Source organism: Oceanobacillus profundus (assembly GCF_003515705.1).
Classification (GTDB): domain Bacteria; phylum Bacillota; class Bacilli; order Bacillales; family Amphibacillaceae; genus Oceanobacillus; species Oceanobacillus profundus.
The window spans coordinates 194009-219211 of record NZ_QWEH01000005.1 but is presented as its reverse complement, the minus strand read 5'-3'; the positions used below and the strand labels follow the sequence as shown (position 1 = coordinate 219211).

Here is a 25203-nt window from a genome sequence, read left to right as displayed (position 1 = left end):
TATTTTTGTATGCTTTAAATACAACCAATTGAGGGAGTGTGTCCATATGATCGAAACAATAAAGTTAAGTAAAACATATAAGGGCAAGAAAGCCGTAGATGAAATTAACATTTATTTAGATGAAGGAGAATCAGTCGGGTTGCTTGGTCCAAATGGAGCTGGAAAATCAACTACAATTTCTATGATATCCTCCTTGCTGAAACCAACATCAGGTGATGTGAAGTTAGATGGTAAAAGTACAATAAAAAATCCAGCTGAAATTAGAAAGGTGCTTGGTGTGGTACCGCAGGAAATTGCATTATATGAGGAACTTTCGGCTTATGAGAACTTGAAGTTTTTCGGAGAAATTTACAAGGTTAAAAAGAATGTACTTGAACAGCGGATTCAGGATGTACTGGATATGGTTGGATTAAAGGAGCGGCAAAAAGAGCTTGTGAAAACATTCTCTGGCGGGATGAAAAGGAGAGTGAATATTGCAGCTGCATTGTTACACAATCCGAAAATCCTTGTATTGGATGAGCCAACTGTTGGAATTGATCCACAATCGAGAAACCATATTCTTGAAACGGTTCGCAAATTGAATGAAGAAAATGGTACAACGGTACTTTATACGAGTCATTACATGGAAGAGGTAGAGCAGCTATGTAAACGGGTCTATATTATGGACCATGGCAAAGTCGTGGCGTCTGGAAGTAAAGCAGAATTATTAAGTATTTTATCGAGTGAAGACACAATCCGCGTCAATTTAAGTGAAACAAGTGATGAGCTAATTAAGAAGATCAAGTCTTTAGAATATATCCGTCTTGTTGATGAAACAAGTGAGGGAATCCGAATTATTTGCAAAAAAGGTGCTAATATTCTTGGTGACCTGGTGCGTGCAGCGGAAAGTGAAAGGATCCAATTAACGAATTATCAAATGGAGACACCGAGCCTTGAAGATGTCTTCTTGCATTTAACCGGTAGAACATTAAGAGATTAGGAGGAGGTAACGGAGGATGCGTTCATTTTTAAGAAAAGATTTACTTGTCTTTTGGAGAGATCGTAAAGAAGTGCTCATTTCTTTGCTAGCACCAATTTTATTGATTGTTGTTTTGAATTTTGCCTTCTCTGATTTGTTTGGTGAGGATGCAGAAGGGTTGGATATTGACTTAGGAATCGTTTTAGAGGACGATGAGTCTCTTGGATTTGAGCAGTTTACGGAAACAGTTTTAGGAATGGATTTATCGGAAGAAGAAAAGGAAGCGATGATAGCACAGGCATCATCGATTTCACCCGGCGGTTTAATGACTTCCTTTTTTAGTGATCCAGAATTAAGTGGATGGATTACGACAAGGGAATTAAGTGAGGTAGATGCAAAGGAAAAAGTAGCGAATGGGGACTTAGATGCGTTCGTTAAGATTCCAGATGGTTTTACGTATGATGTTCTTAGCCAGCTTATGCTTGATCAGCCTGCAGAAAACGCTCTAACCATCCAAATCGAAGAGCAATCTACCGAGTCGGATACAATTCACAACATCATCTCGAATTATCTCGATACGCTTAACTTTCAATTTGCCCTTCAAGGTGTAACGGATGGGGAATTACAGGATCCGATATTACCCCAAGGAGGAAGGGAAGTTATTGAAGGAGTCGAGTCGTTTGGTATTTCGCAGTATTTTACAGTTGCAATGAGTTTTTTGTTTGCGCTATTTATAGCTTCTACCGTTGCAATGAAGACTACCACGGAAAAAAGAGAACGTGTATTTAATCGGATTATTTTAACGAACAGTAACCCGATTTCCTTTTTAATGGGAAAGACAATTTCTACCTTTTGCTTCGTGTGGCTACAGTTAATGATTGTGTTTACAGTTAGTCATTTGCTGCTTGATGTGTTTGAAGGAAAAGCAATGGCATTTTGGTTTGGGGCAATCATCATTATTACGTGCTTCTCTTTAGCAGTAGCTGGACTATCCGCAGTGTTTACAACAATTACATTAATTATAAACAATACAGATGCGGCCAATGGAGCATTTAATTTAGTCATCATGCTGTTTGCAGCAGTTGGAGGGAACTTTTTTCCAACTCAAGGGTTACCAGAATGGCTGCAAAAAATAGGTGAATGGACACCGAATGGGCTAAGCTTGTCTGTCTTTATGCAGTGGACACAGTTTGGCGATTTTCAGACTTTAATTATTCCAATGGTTAAGTTATTTGTATTTTTTGTTGGCTGTCTTCTCATTGGAATAGTTCTATTTCCTAGAAGGGGGAGAGCATAATGTTCCCAGTATTTAAGTCGCAATGGAGGAAGGATAAACGCAAGCCATTGATGGTTATTCTTTTTCTGGTAGGAAGCATTGCATTAACACTTATTTTTACGAGTAGTAATATGGTGCCACAAACGACCGTAGCGATATTTAGTAGTGAAACGAATTCTAGTGAAATCATGGATAAATGGGAGCCGTTACTAAATCGTAATGAGTCATTTAACTTTGTGATAGCAGATGAAGAAACTGCACGTACAGATGTAGCAGAAGGAAGAAGGGACATAGCAATTAACTTAAAGGAACATGATTATCGATTCATTACAGCCTATGATATCCCGACCTTACCACTGATTGATCAATACGTTCAAAAGGTATTTGTAGAGGAAGCACAAATTGAAGCAGCAGCAGGTTCACAGGGTATAGACCAGATTCGAAATGATGTGGAGAGTTATTTGGAAAATCCGCCATTCCAAATTCAAACCGAATCACTGAATGGTGGAGAAGTATCCAATTATGATATGGGAATTCAGTTACTATTTGGATTTACGCTTTTTATGGCTATGTTCACAATTGGGTTTAAAGTGAACGGTGTCTTGTCAGATAAGGTGAGTGGAGTTTGGAATCGAATGATTTTATCACCTGTGAGCAAGACAGGAATGTATACGGGACACCTGCTCTATAGTTTCGTAATCGGTTTTGTTCAAATCGCTGTTGTGCTTGTTATTTTTCAGTATGTGATGAATTATGATTTAGGTAATAATTTCTTTATACTCCTTGTAATAGCTGCGATTTATGCACTGAGTATTGTTAGTATGGCGATGTTAATAACTGGGTTTGTGAAGACACCAGAGCAGTTCTATATGATCTATCCTTCTGTTGTACCGATTATTCCAGTTATCAGTGGGGTTTATATGCCACCAGGAACAATAAGTAATGCGGTTCTTTTGTTTATCGCTGATTTATTCCCGTTAACACATGCGATGGAAGCGATGATAAATGTTGCATTTTATCATGAAGGCTGGAATGAGATTGCTTTACCATTAGTTCTAATGCTTTTAATTGGAGTCATTTGTATGGGGGTAGGGATTAATTTAGTTGAACGAAGAAAAGGTTAAAAACTTAGTGCTAGGAAGCCATAGGGAAAGCTCATGATTGTCGATCTTTTACTATGGCTACTTTTTTACGCTCCTATGTAAATCCTTACTTATTCTACAAAATTAACACATTTTTAATATTTACATGCTTCATCATTAAGATATAATTATAGTTACTGCAGATTTGGAGTTAAGCAAAAAATGCTGGATTCGCGTTAAGTACGCAGTCTTATAGCAAGTATATTTGCAGATTATCAAATTACAATTACGCTCAGCTAATCTATTAACTAGCTGGCAAGGAGCATATTGATGTATAGGAGAATAAAGTAATGGAAAACTGGATTACAAGTATAATGGAGCAATTTGGCTACATCGGAATTTTTTTATTAATTATGGTAGAGAATCTTTTTCCTCCAATTCCATCTGAGGTAATTTTAACATTTGGCGGATTTATGACGACCCATTCGAATTTAACCATTCTAGGAGTAGTAATTGCAGCTACTATTGGTTCCGTTGTAGGAGCGATTGTTCTTTATGGAGTAGGATTTGTCATTAACGTGGATCGAATTGAAAAAATAGTGGACAGGTGGGGACATATTCTCAGACTTACCCGAGAGGATATTCATAAAGCAAACGCTTGGTTTGAGAAGTATGGTGTATGGACGGTATTCTTCTGCCGCTTTATCCCTTTAATTAGAAGTTTAATTTCTCTGCCTGCAGGAATGGCTCGTATGAACTTTTGGGTGTTTCTAGCATTAACTACGGTAGGGACATTTATTTGGAATGTTGTTCTCGTTAATATTGGTGCTGCAGTTGGCGATTCTTGGGAAACAATTGTTGGTTATATGGATATCTATTCCAATATTGTTTATGCAGTACTCGCAGTTCTATTCATTGTATTGGTTTGGTTATTTATTAAGAAGCGATTTAAAAAATAATTGATTAAAATGTATTTGAAGGTGGGCGATTAGGAGAAATCGCCCACCTTCTGTTTGCAAGCAGCTAATTAAAGCCCAAATGCCTTTGCTAATAATTGAATTGCCTTCTTTCGATTTGCAGCTCCTGGAAGGTTTGGAACAATTGTGACCTCGTCTGCTTGATAAAATTCCGCTAATTTCAAAATTTCTTCTTTGACATGATGGGCATTTCCGACAATCGCTCCTTTCCGTATCTGAGTGATCTTTTGTTTTTCAAAAGAGCTATAACGTCGCTTTTGTGCTGTTTGAACCGAGGGGAAGTAGGGTGGGTTCTTTGCAGTTTCAAGCGATGCCATCCAAAGTTCAAAAGCTCCTGCAAAGCTTTGAGCTTCCTCTTTTGTTTCACCAATAATGGTAAAAACAGCAATAGAAACAGTTGGCTTTTCATGAAAGGGAGAAGGTTTAAAGTTCTTACGATAGGTAGAAATAATCTCCTTACCGACCTCTGAGGGCTTGAAAAAATGGGCATAGGTATAAGCTGTACCTTGTTCTGTGGCGATTTTCGTACTTTTGCCGCCAGATCCGAGCATCCAAATTTCAGGTAAGGTATCGGTAACTGGAGTTGCAACTAATTGGTGAAAACGATGTTCAGGATCAGAATCATCGGTTAAGTATTTTTGTATATCTATTACTTGTTGCTCATAGGTTAGACGTTCATCTTTCTCCTCATTCAAGGCATGGTTTACAAGTCTGCCACCAGAGCTATTGCCAATCCCGAGATCAATTCTCCCTGGATGAACTGCTTCGAGTGTTCGAAATGTTTCTGCGATTTTGTACGGACTATAATGTGGAAGCATCACTCCAGCAGCACCAATTCGAATGTTAGTAGTAGAGGTTGCTAAGTGCATCATAAGCATTTCTGGTACACTGCTAGCGATGGAGAGTGCCTGATGCTGCTCTGGTACTAAGTAACGCTTATAGCCGAGGTTATCTGCAAGTTGTGCGAGCTCTGTTGTATGTTTTAATGCTTCATTTGCATTTGTACCTTCATCAATAAGTGCATAATCGAGTATGTTTAACGGAATCATAGATTGGCCTTCCTTTCTAATTCAAATTTAGAAAGAAGCTGAGACATAACAAAAAATGTTAAAGACGAACGATGCATAAGCTTGGTGTAGGAAATATACGTAGACTCCAGCCGCCTCTGGATGCGCGAAGTATATTTCCAGAGCGAGTTATTTGCACCAATCATGTTCGGTTTTTATTTCATAAAAACACTTTTGTCTCAGCCTCAATGTCTTGGAAAAATAAGCTTGAAAACATTAATTGCCAGGTAATACAACTGCTACTTCATTTGTTGCTCTATTTCGTGTCTTTTGAAAAACAATAATTTCATAAGCATGGATACCTGTAAATTCGCCAATGATGTCTTCCTTTTCAGAAACGCTATTGGATACCGCTCTTTTCCATTTTCCAGAAGAGGGAAGATGGAGGTCGAATTCTTCCTTCGTTGGATTAATATAAATAGAGAAGTCATCCGTATCTCCTAATAAGGTGAAGCCAAAAACAGGGTATGGCGTTTCAAGCACATGGAATCGTTGCTGAATTTCTTTTTGTGAAGTCATTCGAAAAACAGTATATTTTTTTCTTAAAGCTATCAAAGCCTTCACAAATGCAATGTTTTCCTTTTCCTGCTCTCTTTTCTTCCAATCCAGCATATTAATCGAATCACCAGAAAGGTAACTATTTTCGTCCCCTTGTTTACTGCGAAACCATTCTTGACCTGCATGTAGAAATGGAACGCCTTGACTTAATAGTGTAATGCCTGTAGCCAATTGATGCATTTTTTTACGGTCATGATCATGAAGGTCTGGATGTGTTAAACATAAGCGGTCCCATAGTGTATGGTTATCATGGCATTCTACATAGTTAATAGTTTGGTTAACATTTATAGAAGCATGATTGTTTGGATCTAATGCAGCACCGGAGAGCAAATGAGGCATTCTTTCTAAGAAACGCCCAGCACCATTGATATAGCCAGTATCTTGCTGTTCGAATAAGTTTCCTTTCATTGAATCTCGGAAATAATCATTGAAAAAACGAATCTCGCTTAATTGGCTTGCATTATAACTTGTTGCTTTTAAGCTGCTATCAAGTGCGGTTGGCAAATCCCATCCTTCACCGAGTAGCATAATTGGAGCTTCTTCTTTCTGACATCGTTTTTCAATTTGTTGCATTGTCTCTATATCCATTGCTCCCATTAGATCAAAGCGAAAGCCGTCCACGTGATATTCTGAAAGCATGAAATCAATTGTATCCAAGATAAACTTACGTACCATTCTTCTTTCCGAGGCGATATCATTTCCCACTCCAGTTCCATTACTTAAGGTTCCGTCTGGATGATAGCGGAAGTAGTAGCCAGGAACAAGCTGTTCAAATGGCGACTCTTCCATGACAAAAACATGGTTAAATACGACATCTAGAATAACAGCGATTCCTTCGTTGTGGAATGCTTGAATCATTGCTTTTAGTTCATTAATTCGTGCGATTGGTCTGTCAGGCAATACGGAATAACTTCCCTCAGGCGTTTGGAAAAACAGGGGGTCATATCCCCAATTATATGCATCATTTGGATGAAACTCATCAACACGTGCGAAATCATTAATGGGTAATAGCTGTACATGCGTACAACCTAACTCTTTTAGATAGGATAGCCCCGTAGAAAATCCATTTTTCGTAGTTGTTCCTGTTTCGGCTAAGCCTAAAAATTTTCCTCGATTTTGAACACCACTTTCTTGATCGATGGTTGCATCTCTAACATGTAGCTCATAAATAATCGCATCTTGTAACTGTTGGATAAATGGGCGCTTTTGATTTATACTGAATTGTTCTGTTCTTGTAAAGTCGACGACAACTGCTTTTTGACTATTGGCAAGCAATGCTTTGGCATATGGATCATTGACTCGCTTATTACTCCCATTTACAGTTACTTCATATTCGTATGATTGACCATGCCAGTTACCTTTTAGTTCCAGCTTCCAAACCCCTTTTTCAAGCTTGTTTAATAGATAACTGTTTTCATTTAAAATGACTTTGACGGAAGTAGCGGTAGGAGCCCAGACAGAAAATATAGTGGCGTTTGGACTGCAAATTGCTCCTAATGATTGATCAATGGCAGCATAACGCTTGTCAAACCAGTCTGTTCGTACAATCCCTCGGGGATAGACAGGTATCTCTGTGTCACCACAATGAAGAAATAGGTCCTCACCAAGGGGAATTTCCTCAGCAACCTCTAATTCTAAAGTAGTATCATTAATTTTTTTGATTTGCTTTATTGGTAAAACTTTATTTTCCGCCTTCCAAAACAAGTAAGGCAACTTGTTGTCGGTATTAATTAATGATTGTATATGATGATCGCTGTAAGTCAGCGTTCGAATGTTATCAATCCAAGCAACTTGTTTTTCCACAAAAAGCATCTCCTCTTCCAATGCATTTCACTTCTTTTAGTATATGTTATATCCACTTTTTCGGGAATTTCTCGCTTGTCAATAAAATAATATAAATATTTAATATGAATAAACCGATTGCTCCAGCTTTTGCACTGTAATTCTAAAGAATTCTTTACTAACTTTACCACAATTATACATAAACATACGTAGGCAGACATATTCAAGATACTTCGACAGGATGTGACATTTTTATTAGGAAAGTGTCGAAGGAATTTTCTGATAACTATCTTGAAATATCATAGGATTGTATCTATAATGATGATTATTGTTAGAAAAAACTGGTTTATCATGAGACATGTGAATACCAAGTTGCCTAAGAAGGAGGCCCTTTTTTGAACTACAATATTTCAGAACAGGATATCTATTTATTCCACCAAGGAACCAACTATGAAAGTTACAAAATGATGGGCTGCCATTTCATCGAATGGGAAGGAGTAAAGGGATACCGTTTTGCCGTATGGGCACCAAATGCGAAACAAATTAATATCGTTGGTGACTTTAATCAATGGGATGGAAAAAGCCATCCATTGGAGCGACTGACGGAGCAAGGGGTTTGGGCGGGCTTTTTTACGGACGTTACAGGCAGCTTACCTTATAAATATGAAATTATTACTCCAGAAAATCAAATCTTGTTAAAATCAGATCCCTATGCATTTCAATCAGAGCTTCGACCAAATACAGCTTCATTAACTCCAAAAAAAGATTCTACGTATACATGGAATGATCATGCTTGGAAGCAAAGTAAGAAATCCTTTGATGCTTATTCATCACCTATTTCGATATATGAAGTTCATCTTGGTTCGTGGAAAAAGCAAGATTCTGGTGAGTTTTATACGTACATAGAGCTAGCGGAGGAATTGATTCCCTACGTGAAGTCGATGGGCTATACCCATATTGAATTATTACCACTTGCAGAGCATCCATTCGATTTGTCTTGGGGCTATCAAATTACAGGCTATTATGCGGTTACTTCACGTTATGGACCCCGTCATGAATTTAAACACTTCGTGGATCAATGTCATCAAAATCAGATTGGCGTAATTATGGATTGGGTTCCGGGGCATTTTTGTAAGGATGATTTTGCTTTACGGCGGTTTGATGGAGAACCGTTATACGAGTACGCGGATCCATTGAAGGCTGATAAAAGAACCTGGGGAACATTAGCATTCGACTTTGGAAGGCCGGAGGTTCAAAGTTTTCTCGTTTCCAATGCATTATTTTGGTTACAGGAATATCATATTGATGGTATTCGTGTTGATGCTGTTGCAAGTATGCTGTATTTAAATTTTGACCGACAGGATGGAGAGGAAAGAATAAAAAATTCGTATGGAGGAGAAGAGAACTTAGAAGCTTATGCCTTTATTCGTAAACTGAATGAAGTTATTTTTTCCTATGAGCCACAAACACTCATGATGGCTGAAGACAGTTCGGACTTGCCTCTCGTTACATCCCCAACCTATTCAGGTGGGCTCGGTTTTAACTTTAAGTGGAATATGGGTTGGATGAATGACATGCTGACTTTTATGAAAAAGGTTCCGATTCATCGGAAATGGCATCATAACTTGCTTACCTTTTCTTTTATGTACACACATTCGGAGAACTTCCTATTACCTCTTTCACACGATGAGGTTGTGCATGGGAAGAAATCATTATTGGATAAAATGCCAGGAGATATGTGGCAGCAATTTGCAAACTTGAGGCTGTTATATGGTTATATGATGACCCATCCAGGAAAGAAACTTCTCTTTATGGGAGGAGAGTTAGCCCAATATGCGGAATGGAAGGACAAAGAAGAACTAGACTGGCATTTATTAGATTATCCATTCCATCAAGGGATTTTCCAATATGTAAAAGCATTAAACCTGTTTTATACAAGCAACCCTGAGCTTTATGATCTGGATCATGATCCAGCTGGATTTGAATGGATTGATCCACATAACATAGATCAAAGCATTATTGCTTTTAGACGCAAGGGGAAGAAACAGGATCAAGAACTAATTATCGTTTGCAATTTTACGCCTGAAATTCGCTATGACTATAAAATTGGTGTTCCAATTCCAGGAACCTATCAGGAAGTGTTTAATTCTGATCAAGAGAAGTTTGGCGGTTCTAATCAGCTAAATAGTAATAATCATTTTAGTTTCCAAGAAAAGTGGCATGGATTACAACAGCATATTAAGATAAAAATTCCGCCATTAGCTATCGCAATATTCAAATATAAAAAAGATGTCGAGGAGGCGTTGTAATGAAGGAATGTGTTGGTATGTTATTAGCTGGAGGGGAAGGAAAACGTTTAGGGGAATTAACGCATCATCTTGCTAAACCTGCTGTCCCTTTTGGAGGGAAATATCGAATCATTGATTTCACCTTAAGTAATTGTACCAATTCAGGCATTTCAACCTTAGGCGTGCTAACACAGTATTCGCCACTCGAGCTGAATAAGCATATTGGGAATGGGAAACCGTGGGATATGGATAAACAAAGTGGCGTAACCGTACTTTCTCCATATACAGCAAAAACAGGTGGTGACTGGTATTCAGGAACTGCGGATGCAATCTATCAAAATATGCATTTTATTAATCAATTTAATCCGGAGTATGTACTTGTTATATCCGGTGATCATATTTATCAAATGGATTACCAGAAAATGCTTGAACAGCATAAGGAAACAAATGCAGATGCGACCATTTCTGTTATTGAGGTTCCATGGGACGATGCATCACGTTTTGGGATTTTAAATGCATCAGATAATCTAAGGATTTTTGAATTTGAAGAAAAGCCAAAGAATCCACAGAGTAATCTAGCGTCGATGGGGATTTATATATTTACTTGGAATAAATTGAAGGCCTACTTACTTGAGGATGCACAAAATAAAGCATCCAGCCATGACTTTGGCAAGGATATTATTCCTGCTATGCTTGATGATACGCAGCGCCTATTTGCATATCGATTCCATGGCTACTGGAAGGATGTAGGAACAATACAAAGCTATTGGGAAGCAAATATGGACCTGCTTGATGAAAATCTTGGCCTTATTTCCAATCATAAAGCGTGGAGAATTTACACACATGATTCGAATTTGCCTCCACAATATATAAGTCAAACGGCAACTGTAAACAATTCGCTAATTAATTCTGGTTGCTTTATACATGGGACTATTGAAAACTCCATTTTGTTTGAAAATGTACGAGTGGAGCAAACGAGCACTGTCCGTCAATCGATTATCCATCCGGGAGTGAGAATTGGTGAAAATTGCAGGTTGAATCGTGTCATTATTATGGAAAATACGGTAATTCCAGCAGGAACAACAATTGAAATAGATGAATTTCAAGAACCATTTGTTATTAACCAGGAAACTTTAGGTGGCATGCTGACACCAGCCGGGGGAGAAAGTAAATGAAAAAAATGATGGGACTAATCAATTTAGATCATGAATACCATGTGTTTAATGAGCTGACATATTTTCGCAATAGTGCATCGATTCCTTTCGGTGGGCGCTATCGAATGATTGATTTTACATTATCCAATATGGTGAATTCGAATATTAATGAGGTTGCAATTTTTGCTCGCAACAAATACCGCTCTTTATTAGACCATTTAGGAACTGGGGAAAATTGGGATTTAGATCGAAGGAACGGAGGATTGTTTATTCTTCCGCCAGATTGGAATGATCCTTCCGACAGATCACAAGGCGATTTGCGTTTTTTTCATAATAACCGTGATTATTTCCATCGAAGCCAATCTGAATATGTATTAATCAGCGGCAGTCAATTTGTATCAAATTCCGACTATAAAGATGCATTTACATACCATTTGGAACAAGAGGCAGATATAACATTAATTTCGACAAATGTCAAAGAACTATTTCCTGAGCACTACCCTTATTTCCGCATTGAAGCAGATGAAAATGGGTGGGTAACCGAGATTACAAACGATCAAACAAATGCAGAGTTATTTACAGGCGTCTATATTATAAACAAGAATCTGTTAATGAGATTGGTAGATGAATGTATTGCTTATCATAAAGATAACTTTTTTATATGCGGTGTTAAGGATAAGCTTGCTGACTTAAAGGTACAACGATTTGAACACACAGGGTACAGTGCATTTATTAATTCAATTGAAAGTTATTTCAGACAAAATATGAACTTACTAGATGCGGATAGTTATCATGATTTATTTTTAAGCAACCATTTCATTCGAACAAAAATATCCAGCAATCCACCAGTAAAATATCGTAAAGGTTCGGAGGTAAAACATTCTTTGTTAGCCAACGGATGTGTAGTTGATGGAAGAGTGGAGGAAAGTATTCTATTTCGTGACGTTTCCATTCAGACAGGAGCTACTGTGAAAAACTCTATTATTATGCAACGCTGCACCATTGAAGAAGGTGTTCATCTGGAGAATGTCATTCTTGATAAGGATGTCCATGTAACCAAAGGCCAGAAAATAATCGGCTCAAAAGAAAAGCCATATGTAGTTGCCAAAAGACAGGTTATTTAATAGACAAAAGCGGAAGCGCCGCTAGTGACGATATCTGCTGGGCATATGAATTGTCTTGTAGATATCGGATTTATTGTTGTAGGAGAGAGGGCAATTTTTTCGTAATGAATTTTTTAAAAATAAAAGGAAGGTGAGAAGACATGAGCAATATGTTATTTGTTGCATCTGAATGCACCCCATTTATTAAAACAGGTGGGTTAGCGGATGTAGTAGGATCACTTCCACAAGCACTGCAGAAAGAGGAAAAGCTGGAAGTCCGCGTAATATTACCATTGTACGATGAAATCGATGATGTATGGAAAAATCAAATGGAATATCTCACGGCCTTTGACGTGCAATTAGGCTGGCGGAAACAAGAAGCACAATTATTTATGCTCGTACATGATCAAATTACGTACTATTTTATTGCTAATGACTATTATTTTACGAGGAAAGGGATTTACGGCTATTACGATGATGGGGAACGTTTTGTGTTCTTCAGTCATGCTGTTATGGAATCATTAAGGCATCTTGATTATCGTCCCCAAGTGCTTCATGCGCATGATTGGCAAGCTGGAATAACGGTGGCACTTGCGAACATTATGAAGCCGATTGAAGAGATGAAGACAATCTTTACGATTCACAATCTCAAATATCAAGGTGTTATGCCACTACATATATTTGATGATTTCTTCAATCTTGGGAAAGAACATATTGCTGGGATGGAATGGGATGGAATGTTCAATTGTCTTAAAAGTGCCTTATTCCATGCGGATAAAATTACGACTGTGAGTCCAACCTATGCAGAGGAAATTAAGAACCCTTATTATGGTGAAGGGATACACGGTATGCTGCAAGAGAGGTCAGATGACCTTCTTGGTGTACTCAATGGAATTGATACAAAGGAATATAATCCATCATCTGATCCAAATCTATTTGTAAATTATCGAACAGCACGATTGAAGAAAAGACAAAATCGAATCAAACTCCATGAAGAAATCAACCTTCCTTATAAAGAAGGAACCCCATTGTATATTATTATAACGAGACTAGTAGAACAGAAGGGTCTTTATCTTGTCCAGCATATTTTAGATGAATTTCTTGAGGAAGATGTTCAGTTTATCATACTAGGAACTGGAGACCCTGAATTTGAAAACTACTTTGCGGATTTAGCGAGTCGTTACCCGGATAAAGCACAAGCGATTCTATCGTTTGATGAAGGGCTTGCTCGAAGGCTTTATGCAAGCGCGGATTTCTTTTTGATGCCATCCAAATTTGAACCGTGTGGGTTATCTCAGTTGATTGCTTTGCAGTATAAGACGGTTCCGGTTGTTCGAGAGACTGGCGGATTAAAAGACACAGTCATATCTTATAATGAGTTGACGGGCGAGGGAAACGGTTTTAGCTTTGCGAATTATAATGCACACGACCTATTAAATGTTTTACGTTACACAATAAAAATATATGCAAATACAACTGAATGGCAGAGCCTATTGAAAAACGTAAATAAAAGTCAATTCAGCTGGAAGAATTCAGCACAGCAATATGCTGAAATTTACACAAAACTTATACCGGAATCAATTATCGGATAGGGGGAATTTTTCCTTGGCACACGTAACGGTAGATACATTGAAACAGGAGATTTTAAGAAGGCTTATTTCCGATAAAGGAAGAGAAGTGAAGGAAGCGACATCCAAGGACATCTATTATGTGCTTGCATCGATTGCCAATGAAGAGATAAAACAGCAGTGGTTTCAAACTCGCAAAAGCTATCGGGATGGCAAGCATAAAGAAGTCTATTATTTATCGATGGAATTTTTAATCGGCAGAATGCTTGCAAGTAATCTTTTAAATTGTGGCATGCTCGATACAGCGAAGGAAGCTTTGCAAGAGCTTGGTCTTGATCCAGAAGATGTTTTTGCTGAAGAGCATGATGCTGCGTTAGGAAATGGTGGTTTAGGACGTCTTGCAGCATGCTTCTTAGATTCCTTGGCATCGTTAAAATTTCCTGGTCATGGATACGGGATTCGCTATCGTTATGGGTTATTTGAGCAGCGTATTATCCACGGCAACCAGGTTGAATTGCCGGATTACTGGCTGAAAAATCCATATCCGTGGGAAACGAGAAATGAGGAAGAAGCAGTCGTTATTCAATTCCATGGTGATGTACATATGTTTAAGAAAAATGATGGCTCACTTGAATTTGAATACCGGAATACAGATAAGGTAATGGCAGTTCCGTATGATATTCCGATTGTCGGTTATAAGAACGATACAGTAAATACGTTACGTTTGTGGAGTGCTGAAGTAATTCATCAAAATAATGGGGATGGCTTGCTGGAAGAAAATAAGGAATATTATCATGACCTTGATCATCAGCATTCCATTGAACAAATATCAGGATTTTTATATCCTGATGATTCTAGTTATGAGGGAAAAGAGCTGCGTTTAAAGCAACAATATTTTTTAGTGTCTTCAAGTATTCAGAATATCTTAAAGCATTTTAAACGAAATCATCACTTACCACTTAGTCGTTTGGCAGAAAAAGTAGTTATTCAAATTAATGATACACATCCAAGTTTGGCCATTCCAGAATTGATGCGGATTCTAATGGATGATGAAGGCTTTAGTTGGGATAATGCTTGGGCAGTAACGACGAAAGTAATTGCTTATACGAATCATACTACATTGAGTGAGGCTTTAGAGACGTGGACGGAGGAGATGATACAAAATCTTTTACCGAGAATTTATATGATTATTGATGAAATCAACGAAAGGTTTTGTAAAGGCATCTGGTTTGATCATGAGGAGTTAAGGGATTCCATACCCGATTTAGCGATAATTGCACATGGTCGCGTCCATATGGCAAGACTGGCAATTGTTGGAAGCTTTAGTGTCAATGGAGTAGCACGAATTCATACAGAAATCCTGAAGAAAAAAGAAATGAAAAACTTTTACACCTTGTATCCAGAGAAATTTAATAATAAGACAAATGGAATTACCCATCGTCGTTGGTTATTGCAGGCGAACCCAAAGCTTGCTAGTTTGATAACAGACATAATTGGACCGCAGTGGGTGAAGCGGCCAAAGCAGCTGATTAGTTTGTTAAAGTACTCGAATGATAATGCTTTGTTGGAGAAATTCGACCATGTAAAGCACGAGAATAAAAAAGTGTTAGCGAATTATATTCATCAGCATTTAGGAATCACGGTGGATGAGCGATCGATCTTCGATGTGCAAATCAAACGGCTGCATGAATATAAGCGTCAGCTGTTAAATATTTTTCATGTGATTTATTTATATAACGAGCTGAAGGATAATCCGAACCAGAATATTACACCACGAACATTTATTTTTGGGGCTAAAGCAGCTCCAAGCTATCATTTAGCGAAGGAAGTTATTAAATTAATTAATACGGTAGCTTCTATTGTAAATTATGATCCGGATGTAAGGGATCGATTAAAGGTCATTTTCCTGGAGAACTATAATGTGAGCCTTGCAGAAAAGATTATTCCGGCTGCTGACATTAGTGAACAGATTTCAACCGCGAGTAAAGAAGCATCTGGAACGGGCAACATGAAGATGATGATGAATGGGGCTCTGACATTAGGTACAATGGACGGAGCGAACATTGAAATTCATGATTTAGTCGGTGATCAGAATATGTTTATTTTTGGACTGACAGCGGATGAAGTGTTGGATTATTATCAGCACGGTGGCTATCATGCTCGAGATCTATATAATACAGATGATCGAATCAAGCGAATTTTAGATCAGTTGAATCAAGGGGAGTTCGGTGTGCATAATATCGAATTTAAGGATATTTATTACAATATTCTATACCACAATGATCCGTATTTTGTACTTAAGGATTTTGAACCGTACTTGGAGGCACATGAGCTTATTGAACGGGCTTACCGGAATCGAAATACGTGGTTGAATATGAGTGTTACAAATATAGCTTACTCGGGAAAATTCTCAAGTGATCAGACGATTCAGGAGTATGCAACGGAGATATGGAAAATTAAAAAGGTATAGTAAAACCGGGCTGAGTTGCCCGGTTTCTCTATTGACGTGACTTTACATTGCTCACTTACGAACTTGTATCCGATTTAAGTTGAAATCTGGAAGTCCAATCTAGAGAGAATACGATCCGATTTGGGAAAAATACGGTCCAATTCAGGAAGAATACAAGCTAAAATACGATCTAATTATTGAAATTTACGATCTAAGCCTCTACTTTGCTTGGTCTGTTATTCAGAACAGCATCATCAGTCAATTGCTCAACAGCTTCAGGTGTATATCCAAGCTCTGTTAAAACTTCTTTATTATGCTGTCCAAGGAGTGGGGCAGGCTTCACAAGTTGTCCAGGTGTTTCGGAAAATTTAGCTGGGAATCCAAGCGTTTTCATGGAACCGACAACCGGATGTTCATAATCCAAAATCATGTCACGTGACTTAATCTGTTCGTTATTTAATGTTTGATCATAGGATAAGATTGGGCCAGATGGAATTCCATGCGTATCTAATAGATCGAGCCAGTAGTCACTGGATTCAGTTGTTAGAACTTGTTCCATTACCGCTTCAAGTTCTGCTGCATTTTCTGCCCGTATACTGTTTGTTAAAAAACGTTGTTCTTCTATCCATTCCGGTTTTTTCAAAACATGACGACATAAATTTTCCCATAACTTTTGGTTTCCTGCTCCGATTAGAATAAAGCCATCTTTCGTCTTAAAGCCTTGATAAGGTGCAGATACACGGTGTGCAGTGCCGTTCCGGCGTGCAACCTCACCTTTACCAAAGTAAGCAGCAGCTTCCCAAACCGTCCAGGCTAGTCCAGAGTCGACGAGTGAAATGTCGATATACTGGCCTTTTCCCCCTTTTAGTCGGTGGATATAGGCAGTAAGTATCGATTGAATAGCTGTTTCTGCTGCAGCAATATCATGAATGGCGATCCCAACTTTAGCAGGGTTTCCTGACCTTTCGCCGGTCATATCGATTAAACCAGAAAGGCCTTGCGCCATAATATCAAATCCGCCCTTATTGCTGTATGGTCCGGTTTGTCCATAACCAGAGATGGAGCAATAGATAAGATTTGGGTTAATTTCTTTTAACGTGTCATAATCAATGCCTAGCTTCTTTGTTACACCTGGACGATAGTTTTCTACAAAGACATCCGCGTCTTTGATAAGATCATATAAAACTTGTAAACCTGCTTCATTTTTCAAGTTGACACACATGCCTCTTTTATTCCGGTTGACCATCATATACATATAGCTTTCTTCATTGATATATGGTCCCATTGTGCGTGTATCATCGCCAATTGGATATTTCTCTACTTTAATGACATCGGCACCCATGTCACCTAATACCATCGTACAGTAGGGTCCTGCTAAAACCTGAGATAGATCAACCACTTTCATGCCTTTTAATGCTTGTTCCATTGGATGCCCACTCCTTAAGATTGTTATGCTATCGTTGCTAGTTTTTTACAACATGTATATGACGAGCTTGCTTCACATTAGCTGCTCCAGAAAGTGCGAGTGAAACTTTTGTCTCTTGAATGAAGTTTTCGAGTACTTTTTCGACACCGGTTTGTCCAGCGATTGCTAGCCCATATACGTAAGGTCTTCCATATAATACCGCATCAGCACCTAGTGCGAGAGCTTTGACAACATCTGCTCCGCGACGAATTCCACTATCAAGTAAAACAGGGAGTTCTCCACTTACTTCTTTTGCAACCGCTGGAAGTGCATCAATACTAGAAATAACTCCATCCAGCTGACGGCCACCATGATTGGAAACAATAATGCCGTCGACACCACTTTCGATTGCAAGTCTTGCATCAGATGGGTGTAAGATACCCTTCAATAAAATTGGTAGGGATGTACGCTTTTTCAGCTCAGCTACATGTTTCCAATTGAGTGTAGGATGATAAATATTTTGCAATATCTCTTGAATCACAGAGTCGTGATCATCATGTACCAGAGTAGATAAGAAGACATTATCCGTAATGTAATTTGCCTTTCCATAACCTTCTCTTAGAGGAGAGAAACGATTTCGCATATCTTCTTCCCGCCAGCCAAACATAAATGTATCAATCGTCAAAACAATTGCTTCATAACCAGCTTCTTCCGCTCGTTTTACCATACTGTACGAAATATTTTCGTTATTGGACCAATAGAGCTGGAACCATTTTGGACTTTTGGCAGATGCAGCAGCTACTTCCTCAATGGAGTAGCTGGACACCGTACTTTGAATATATGGCACATGGTATTTTGCAGCTGCCTTTGCTACTGCGATCTCTGCATCCTCATGTGTTATTTTTAACATTCCGACAGGTGCAAGCAGAAATGGATGTGCGTAAGTACGGCCAAATAGTTCAATGCTCGTATCAGCGACAGACACATCGTTTAAATATTTAGGAACAATTGAATACTTTTCAAAGCTAGCGATGTTTTTTCTTAATGTTTCTTCACCACCAGCACCAGATCGGGTGTAACCAAATGCAGCTGTATCGATTTTACCTTTAGCCGCTGCTTCTAATTCCTCTGCGCTAAAAGGGAATACTTCGGATGAAACGATGCTTTCGATAAATGAGTCATTTTTCTGTACGGTTGTCATTCGTGTCACACCTTTATAAGAAGTTTGGTTTTCGTTTCTCTAAGAAAGCTTGTATGCCTTCCACATAATCATCCGAGCTGTAGGATTCCAGAATGAGATTTGAAATAGCATCGGTTTCTGTATTATCTCCATCTATAATAGCTTGAATGACTTGTTTAATACCTGCGTTTGCTACTGGGGATTTCTTAAGGATTTGTTTAGCGAAATTAGAAACGTCTTCCTCAATTTCCTCAGGAGCACATACATAGTCAATTAAGCCAATGTCCTTACCTTCTTCTGCGGTGATCAGCTTTGCTGTATAAAGCAATTCTTTTGTTTTAGAAGGACCAATTAAATTAAATAGTCGTTTTGTACTTGTCAGATTATACACAATACCGATGTTTGCAGAAGTAATCCCGAGCTTACTCCCTGACGTTGCAAATCGGAAATCACATGCATTAGCAAGCTCCAGACCTCCGCCGATAGCCAGCGTTTGAATCATGGCAATTGTTGGTCTTGGAAATCGATATAGCTTTTCAATTGCCCCTAGTGCAAAGTCATTATACGCTTTTGCCTTTTCTGCATGTAAACGAACTTCTAGAAATTCTGTAATATCTGCGCCTGCAGAGAAAGCTGTTTCATCAACACCACGGACAATGAGGAGATTTATGGCGTTATCTTGTTTGAGTTCATCTAGTAATACTTCTAATTTTTGGAACATAGCGAGTGAAAAACAGTTCTTCTTTTCAGGGCGATTAATAGTAATCGTTGCAATCGCACCATGTTTTTCAATATAAAGATCATTTGACATGCAAAAAACCTCCAAGTAGTGTGTGTTCAAAAAGGAGGATGAGAAGGTCCGAAATCGGCTAAGGTCGCAATGTACTGGGGCTGTGATTACTAGCCCATCGAAAAGCTTTGCTGCGACACCGACATTAGGACGTCCTGTGCGTCGAAGTTCCTTGTTCTCGATGCATCATTCTCACCGGACCTTTTGAACCTGCTATACTAATCTTTTTTCAAACGTGCTGCGAGTCTATTACCAAGCGATTGAATTCCTTGAACGAGAATAATAAGAATAAAGACAGTCGCATACATAACATCAACTTCATATCGTAAATGGCCGAATCGATATGCCAGATCCCCAAGTCCACCTGCACCAACAAGACCAGCCATTGCAGTAGCCCCGATTAGGCTGACGGTTGCAATTGTTAATCCTAAAATAATGGAAGGGCGTGCTTCACGGAGCATCACATTCCAAATAATTTGCCTTGTTTTAATACCCATCGCTTTGTATGCTTCGATTATACCGTTATCTACTTCCAACAAGGATGTTTCTAATAACCTTGCTATATATGGCGCTGTGTAGATAACAAGCGGAACAATTACCCCTTGTACACCAATCGTTGTTCCTACTAGGAATTTTGTGAATGGTAAAATAAAGAACAATAGAATAATAAATGGGATCGAACGAACAACATTTATGAATAAGTTGAGCAGCTGATAGATAAATCTATTTGCTAATGCTTGACCAGGGCGTGTAAGGACTACGAGAATTCCTAATGGAACTCCAATTAATATTGCAAAAAACAATGAAATAATGACCATCTGGAAAGTCTCAATGACAGACTGCCCGATAATTGGCAGCCATTCTTGGATGAATGCTTCCATGTTATTCTCCCTCCACTTCTTCTGTTGCGACACCTTGTTCGTTTAGGAATTGCAAGGATGCATTGATTTGTTCTGGTTCACCAACAAGGTGAATGACTAAGTTTCCAACGATGCCATTCTTTAGTTCCATAATGTTTGCCGTTAGAATATTTGGTTCCACATTAAATTTTTGACTTACCTGTGAAAGTAGAGGCTGTCCTGTGTTTTCACCGATAAATGTAAGTCTTGTAACAGTGCCATTCAGCTTCAATTGAGAAATAAGTGATGCTGATAATTTACGTTGGGAAATGGTATCTAAGAATTTCTTCGTCGTATGCTTACGTGGGTTGGTGAACAGTTCTATGCTTGAGCTCTGTTCGATGACTTCACCTTTTTCAAGCACGTACACATAATCGCATATTTTTTGGATAACATTCATTTCATGGGTAATAAGTAAAATCGTTATTCCGAGATCTTCATTAATTTTTAGAAGTAAGTCGAGAATCGAGTTTGTTGTTTCTGGGTCAAGAGCGCTTGTTGCTTCATCACTGAGAAGTATTTCTGGTTCTTGTGATAATGCTCTAGCAATAGCGACCCGTTGCTTTTGCCCACCAGATAGTTGAGAAGGATAGCTGTTTTGCTTTTCTGCTAAATCAACAATCTTCAAGTATTTTTCAACACGCTTCTTCACTTCCTGTTTATCATAGCCAAGAAGTTTTAATGGAGTTGCGATATTGTCATAAACTGTTGCAGTTTTTAATAGATTGAAGTGCTGAAAAATCATTCCAACCTTCTGCCGCGTCTTTCGCAGTTTTTCTGGTGGCAGGGAGGTCAATTCGGTTCCGTTGATTGAGACACTTCCGTTCGTAGGCTTTTCAAGTAAATTGACAAGCCTAATTAATGTACTTTTCCCCGCACCACTATAACCAATTACGCCGTGGATTTCTCCTTTTTTTACATGAAGGTTAACATTATTTACAGCTGTTACGTCCCCATTTTTAGATGGGAAAACTTTCGTGATGTTTTCTAATTTGATCATCTAACCTACATTCCTTTCGAAAAAGAATGCTGCTCCAGTAGTCGCAACATTCTTTTGTTAAAATACTGAAGTATAAAATTTGGCTGAATTATTTCTACGCCTAACATCGGCATACGCCTAAAGGGGCATGTTTCCTTTTAGATGAACTTGACTTCGGCCCGTAGAAGAGAAAGTCATAGATCATCTTATACTTTGGAGTGAATCTCCTCCCTAAGAATGTTCGACAGGCAGAACCATCCCAAAGTTCGGGGCACAGTCGGTATGTCGATAACCGGGTGCTTCCGCTTTTATTTACTTATTCATCCCAGCTTGGAATTACAGAGCCTTGAAATTCTTCTTCAATAAATGCTTTCACTTCATCAGATTGATATGCTTCAACGAATTTTTTAACGACTGGGTCATTTTCATTTTCAGCACGTACAACGATATAGTTTATATATGGAGAATTGGTGGATTCTAATAGAATTGAATCTTCTTTTGGACTAATACCTGCTCCTAAAGCGAAATTCGTATTAATTGCAGCTGCATCGACTTCGCTAAGTTGATTTGGAATTTGTGCTGCATCTAATTCAATGAATTCCAGGTTTTTCGGATTATCTACAACATCATGAATGGAAGCTGTCTCTTTCTTGTCTTCTTCCAACGTAATAATCCCGGATTCTTCCAAAATAAATAGTGCGCGACCACCGTTTGTTGGGTCATTTGGAAGGCCAAATGTTGCACCATTCGGAATATCATCGATGCTCTCATATGTTTCAGAGTAAACACCCATTGGGTTTAAAATAGTTTTACCAACCGGCACTAAACTTGTCCCATGATCCTCATTAAATTGATCTAAGAATGGCTCATGCTGATAACTGTTCACATCTAAGTCGCCTTCAGATAATGCGGTATTCGGTAGGACATAGTCAGAGAATACTTTTAGTTCCACCTCAAGTCCGTTTTCAGCAGCAACATCAGCAGCAGCTTCTACAATTTGTTCATGCGGACCAGCAGTAACACCAACCACTATTTTATCCTCATTTAGTGCGTCGGTGCTGCCAGAGGCGTCATTACCACAAGCAGCTAGTACTCCAGCTAATAAAATAATTGATAACACAATTCCAAATTTTTTCATTTTGTTACCCCCTGTAATATAGTAAACTTGCTGATAATTAAATAGCCTCTCTTTAAAAGAAAGAGAGGCTTGTATATATACAGAGGTCCTCTCTCATCTTTCAAAACGTTATGTTTTGCAGGATTTAGCACCTTTCTATGCTGTAACATAAAAGGTTGCCGAGCTTCATCGGGCCAGTCCCTCAGCTACTCTTGATAAGAGATGTAGTCTATTCAATTCTATTTATTTAAATTAACGTATAATTCTAATTCAGTCAATACTTATTTTATTTATTCTTGCATTTCTTTTGGGACTCCCCTTATTATTGAGATAATTAGAATTTTCAGTTTCGGGAGTGGGAGAGATGAATTGTGTCATTGTGTCGTGCACATTTTGCAAAAGGGAAAGCAGGAACAGTTCTTGCGGCTAGGTTATTAGCAGAAACGGATCTTCTAACCGGAATTGAGCGGCTATGTCAAGAAAATGATATTGAATCAGCTGTAATCAGCAGCTGTTTTGGCAGCTTTAAGAAAGCCGGTTATTTATATTTAATAGCAAATAGTGAATCAAAAGTTGGTGCTGGCTATGGAGATTTGCAGGTAAGACAAGGACCAATTGAGTTTTTACAAGGGACTGGGGTTGTATGTCAGCGTGATGGTGACTATGATATTCACTTTCACGGTACGATGTGTGATCAAGAAGGAAATGTTTTCGGCGGTCATCTTGTAAAAGGGGAAAACCCCGTTATTACAGTAGACCTTGTACTTACGGCTATTGAAGGGATGAGCTTCAACCGAAAGTACGATGAAGAGACAGGCGGGAATCAGTTTTATCCTGTAGAGCATGGAAAGAACGTGACGTATAACCTATCGAAAAATTGAGGCTGGGACATACAGAAGTGTTTAATGTTAAAGACGAACGATGCATAAGCTTAGCGCAGGAATTATACGTAGACTCCAGCGGGAGGTAAGGCATAGGTGAGACACCGTAGTGCGATAGCGCAGGGGGGGGTCACCAGCCACCACTGGATGCGCGAATTATATTTCCGGAGCGAGTTATTTGCACCAATCATGTTCGGTTTTTATTTCATAAAAATACTTTTGTCCCAGCCTCAGTGGCCGAACAAGAATGAACCATAAAAGGGGATCTTAATCGAGCTATAACTTTACGATCACCTTTTATGAGTTGGTTATTTAGGGAAAATATTAAGTTTTTCAATACGCTGAATAGCTTCCTTGATACGCTGCTCTTCAACGAGCAAGCCAATTCGGATATACCCCTCACCAAATGATCCGAAGCCATTTCCGGCAGCTACTGCCACATCTGCTTTTTCTAGCAGAAAATCAGCGAATGTTTCACTTGTAAAACCATCCGGAACTGGCAGCCAGGCAAAGAAGGATCCTTTTGGAGCCTCGACTTCCCAGCCGATTCGTTGACATTCAGCTATTAATGTATTTCTGCGACCTTCGTAAAGTGCAACTAACGCTTCAACACATGCTTGGTCATCTGATAACGCGACAGCTGCAGCATGCTGGACAGCTGGGAAAATACTAACAAATAAATGATCCTGTAATAGATTAATTGCCTCTATCATTTCCTTGTTGCCTACTGCAAATCCGACACGCCAGCCGGCCATATTATACGTTTTCGAAAGCGTATAAAGTTCAATTCCAACATCCTTTGCACCTTCTGCCTCCAAAAAGCTAATTGGTTTATTCCCGTCAAAACCAATTGCTCCATAAGCAAAATCATGTACGATTCCAATGGAGTGCTCTTCGCCCAGCTTCACCGTTTTTTCAAAAAAGGCTTTCGAAGCAGTTGCACCTGTAGGGTTATTTGGATAATTTAAATAAAGAAGTTTTGCTTTATCTAAATGGCTAGAACTAAGACTATCATAATCTGGTAAAAAATTATTCTCTCGTAGTAATGGCATTGTTTCATGACGCACATTTGCCAATCCGACGCCTGATAGATAATCTGGATAGCCAGGGTCAGGCAGCAAAAGCAATTCACCGTCATTCATTAAAGCAAGCGGTAATTCTACTAATCCAATTTTTGTTCCAAATAAAATAGCAACCTCTGTTTCCGGATCCAAGTCAACGTTGTATTCTTTTTTATAGAAATCAGCTGCTGCCTGTTTTAATTCGGTTGTTCCGCGGAATGGGGAATATTTATGTGTAATCGGCTCTTGGGCAGATTGTTGCAATGCTTTAACGATGTGAGCAGGGGTTGGTTGATCGGGATTTCCCTGTCCTAGATTAATAACATCGCGACCTTCTGCATATGCTGCTGTAACTTTTTGAACGAGTGTTGCAAAAAATTGCGCAGGCAATCCTTTTAAACGATTCGAAAATTCCATTTGATATGACCTTCTTTACTAATAAGATGAATTGTTGAGTAAATTCTATAATCTTTTAATGGTTCTGTCTAGCAATGAAAAATTGTCGTATAAAAAATTATAGTGGCTAATCTGTTTGGATATTTTGAAAAATATCAAAAAATATTCTGTAATATATTGCATTTTTGTTAGGAAAATAGTATGATTATCAACATCAATCAATAGAACATGGC

The 25203-nt window shown here is 38.6% G+C and carries 19 protein-coding genes and 1 riboswitch; of the genes, 10 read left to right on the top strand and 9 right to left on the bottom strand.

What is annotated here, in order from left to right:
* Positions 1–46: 46 nt before the first annotated feature.
* From D1B32_RS10190 to D1B32_RS10175, 4 genes are all read left to right on the top strand, one after another.
* Positions 47–979 (top strand): ABC transporter ATP-binding protein, encoded by a 933-nt coding sequence (locus D1B32_RS10190; RefSeq protein ID WP_095311944.1) that lies wholly within the window; start codon positions 47–49, stop codon positions 977–979.
* A 16-nt stretch (positions 980–995) separates the two neighbouring features.
* A complete protein-coding gene (locus D1B32_RS10185) occupies positions 996–2255 on the top strand; it encodes an ABC transporter permease (RefSeq protein WP_118889269.1) in 1260 nt (419 codons plus the stop codon).
* The gene (locus tag D1B32_RS10180; protein WP_118889268.1) at positions 2255–3358 is read left to right on the top strand and encodes an ABC transporter permease; all 1104 of its coding nucleotides are present in this window, start codon (positions 2255–2257) and stop codon (positions 3356–3358) included. The genes D1B32_RS10185 and D1B32_RS10180 overlap by 1 nt, the downstream gene beginning before the upstream one ends.
* Positions 3359–3666: 308 nt before the next feature.
* Complete coding sequence (locus D1B32_RS10175; RefSeq protein WP_118889267.1) at positions 3667–4275, top strand: DedA family protein; 609 nt, start codon at positions 3667–3669, stop codon at positions 4273–4275.
* A gap of 68 nt (positions 4276–4343) precedes the next feature.
* Here the strand turns inward: D1B32_RS10175 and D1B32_RS10170 are convergent, their stop codons facing one another.
* Positions 4344–5342, bottom strand: coding sequence for an LLM class flavin-dependent oxidoreductase (locus D1B32_RS10170; RefSeq protein WP_118889266.1), 999 nt, complete (start codon positions 5340–5342; stop codon positions 4344–4346).
* A gap of 234 nt (positions 5343–5576) precedes the next feature.
* Complete coding sequence (gene pulA / locus D1B32_RS10165; protein WP_454186558.1) at positions 5577–7730, bottom strand: type I pullulanase; 2154 nt, start codon at positions 7728–7730, stop codon at positions 5577–5579.
* Positions 7731–8095: 365 nt separating this feature from the next.
* Between pulA and glgB the strand changes: the two genes are divergently transcribed.
* The 5 genes from glgB to D1B32_RS10140 all read left to right on the top strand — a co-directional run bounded on the left by glgB (position 8096) and on the right by D1B32_RS10140 (position 16283).
* Entirely contained in the window at positions 8096–10009 is a 1914-nt protein-coding gene (gene glgB, locus D1B32_RS10160) for a 1,4-alpha-glucan branching protein GlgB (RefSeq protein WP_118889264.1), read from the top strand.
* Positions 10009–11163 (top strand): glucose-1-phosphate adenylyltransferase, encoded by a 1155-nt coding sequence (locus D1B32_RS10155; RefSeq protein WP_095311959.1) that lies wholly within the window; start codon positions 10009–10011, stop codon positions 11161–11163. Before glgB ends, D1B32_RS10155 begins: the two co-directional genes overlap by 1 nt.
* The gene (gene glgD / locus D1B32_RS10150; RefSeq protein WP_095311961.1) at positions 11160–12266 is read left to right on the top strand and encodes a glucose-1-phosphate adenylyltransferase subunit GlgD; all 1107 of its coding nucleotides are present in this window, start codon (positions 11160–11162) and stop codon (positions 12264–12266) included. Before D1B32_RS10155 ends, glgD begins: the two co-directional genes overlap by 4 nt.
* A 140-nt stretch (positions 12267–12406) precedes the next feature.
* Positions 12407–13837: a glycogen synthase GlgA gene (gene glgA, locus D1B32_RS10145; RefSeq protein ID WP_095311964.1), complete on the top strand. Its 1431-nt coding sequence runs from the start codon at positions 12407–12409 to the stop codon at positions 13835–13837.
* Positions 13838–13850: 13 nt separating this feature from the next.
* Complete coding sequence (locus D1B32_RS10140) at positions 13851–16283, top strand: glycogen/starch/alpha-glucan phosphorylase (protein ID WP_240033768.1); 2433 nt, start codon at positions 13851–13853, stop codon at positions 16281–16283.
* 190 nt (positions 16284–16473) lie between these two features.
* Here D1B32_RS10140 and D1B32_RS10135 read toward each other — a convergent pair whose 3' ends face one another.
* From D1B32_RS10135 to D1B32_RS10110, 6 genes are all read right to left on the bottom strand, one after another.
* Positions 16474–17688 (bottom strand): CaiB/BaiF CoA transferase family protein, encoded by a 1215-nt coding sequence (locus D1B32_RS10135; RefSeq protein WP_095311968.1) that lies wholly within the window; start codon positions 17686–17688, stop codon positions 16474–16476.
* Between the two features lie 37 nt (positions 17689–17725).
* Complete coding sequence (locus D1B32_RS10130; RefSeq protein ID WP_095311970.1) at positions 17726–18868, bottom strand: alpha-hydroxy-acid oxidizing protein; 1143 nt, start codon at positions 18866–18868, stop codon at positions 17726–17728.
* Between the two features lie 13 nt (positions 18869–18881).
* Positions 18882–19658: an enoyl-CoA hydratase/isomerase family protein gene (locus D1B32_RS10125; RefSeq protein WP_095311972.1), complete on the bottom strand. Its 777-nt coding sequence runs from the start codon at positions 19656–19658 to the stop codon at positions 18882–18884.
* 197 nt (positions 19659–19855) lie between these two features.
* A complete protein-coding gene (locus D1B32_RS10120) occupies positions 19856–20518 on the bottom strand; it encodes a methionine ABC transporter permease (protein WP_095311974.1) in 663 nt (220 codons plus the stop codon).
* A 1-nt stretch (position 20519) separates the two neighbouring features.
* Positions 20520–21536: a methionine ABC transporter ATP-binding protein gene (locus D1B32_RS10115; RefSeq protein WP_095311976.1), complete on the bottom strand. Its 1017-nt coding sequence runs from the start codon at positions 21534–21536 to the stop codon at positions 20520–20522.
* Positions 21537–21831: 295 nt separating this feature from the next.
* On the bottom strand, positions 21832–22653 hold the full coding sequence (locus D1B32_RS10110) for a MetQ/NlpA family ABC transporter substrate-binding protein (RefSeq protein ID WP_118889263.1): 822 nt from the start codon (positions 22651–22653) through the stop codon (positions 21832–21834).
* A gap of 90 nt (positions 22654–22743) precedes the next feature.
* A riboswitch (SAM riboswitch) is annotated at positions 22744–22854 on the bottom strand.
* A gap of 149 nt (positions 22855–23003) precedes the next feature.
* Between D1B32_RS10110 and D1B32_RS10105 the strand changes: the two genes are divergently transcribed.
* Entirely contained in the window at positions 23004–23513 is a 510-nt protein-coding gene (locus D1B32_RS10105; RefSeq protein WP_240033767.1) for a PPC domain-containing DNA-binding protein, read from the top strand.
* A gap of 308 nt (positions 23514–23821) precedes the next feature.
* Here D1B32_RS10105 and D1B32_RS10100 read toward each other — a convergent pair whose 3' ends face one another.
* Positions 23822–24991, bottom strand: a complete 1170-nt coding sequence (locus D1B32_RS10100) for a pyridoxal phosphate-dependent aminotransferase (protein ID WP_095311980.1) — start codon at positions 24989–24991, stop codon at positions 23822–23824.
* Between the last annotated feature and the right edge of the window lie 212 nt (positions 24992–25203).

Bases quoted from the DNA above. Each gene is read 5' to 3' on its own strand.
- glgD (WP_095311961.1), top strand. From the start codon at position 11,160: ATGAAAAAAATGATGGGACTAATCAATTTAGATCATGAATACCATGTG.
- D1B32_RS10110 (WP_118889263.1), bottom strand. From the start codon at position 22,653: ATGAAAAAATTTGGAATTGTGTTATCAATTATTTTATTAGCTGGAGTA.
- D1B32_RS10120 (WP_095311974.1), bottom strand. From the start codon at position 20,518: ATGGAAGCATTCATCCAAGAATGGCTGCCAATTATCGGGCAGTCTGTC.
- D1B32_RS10190 (WP_095311944.1), top strand. From the start codon at position 47: ATGATCGAAACAATAAAGTTAAGTAAAACATATAAGGGCAAGAAAGCC.
- D1B32_RS10170 (WP_118889266.1), bottom strand. From the start codon at position 5,342: ATGATTCCGTTAAACATACTCGATTATGCACTTATTGATGAAGGTACA.
- D1B32_RS10155 (WP_095311959.1), top strand. From the start codon at position 10,009: ATGAAGGAATGTGTTGGTATGTTATTAGCTGGAGGGGAAGGAAAACGT.
- glgA (WP_095311964.1), top strand. From the start codon at position 12,407: ATGAGCAATATGTTATTTGTTGCATCTGAATGCACCCCATTTATTAAA.
- pulA (WP_454186558.1), bottom strand. From the start codon at position 7,730: ATGCTTTTTGTGGAAAAACAAGTTGCTTGGATTGATAACATTCGAACG.
- D1B32_RS10185 (WP_118889269.1), top strand. From the start codon at position 996: ATGCGTTCATTTTTAAGAAAAGATTTACTTGTCTTTTGGAGAGATCGT.
- D1B32_RS10100 (WP_095311980.1), bottom strand. From the start codon at position 24,991: ATGGAATTTTCGAATCGTTTAAAAGGATTGCCTGCGCAATTTTTTGCA.
- D1B32_RS10125 (WP_095311972.1), bottom strand. From the start codon at position 19,658: ATGTCAAATGATCTTTATATTGAAAAACATGGTGCGATTGCAACGATT.
- D1B32_RS10115 (WP_095311976.1), bottom strand. From the start codon at position 21,536: ATGATCAAATTAGAAAACATCACGAAAGTTTTCCCATCTAAAAATGGG.
- D1B32_RS10175 (WP_118889267.1), top strand. From the start codon at position 3,667: ATGGAAAACTGGATTACAAGTATAATGGAGCAATTTGGCTACATCGGA.
- D1B32_RS10135 (WP_095311968.1), bottom strand. From the start codon at position 17,688: ATGGAACAAGCATTAAAAGGCATGAAAGTGGTTGATCTATCTCAGGTT.
- D1B32_RS10130 (WP_095311970.1), bottom strand. From the start codon at position 18,868: ATGACAACCGTACAGAAAAATGACTCATTTATCGAAAGCATCGTTTCA.
- D1B32_RS10180 (WP_118889268.1), top strand. From the start codon at position 2,255: ATGTTCCCAGTATTTAAGTCGCAATGGAGGAAGGATAAACGCAAGCCA.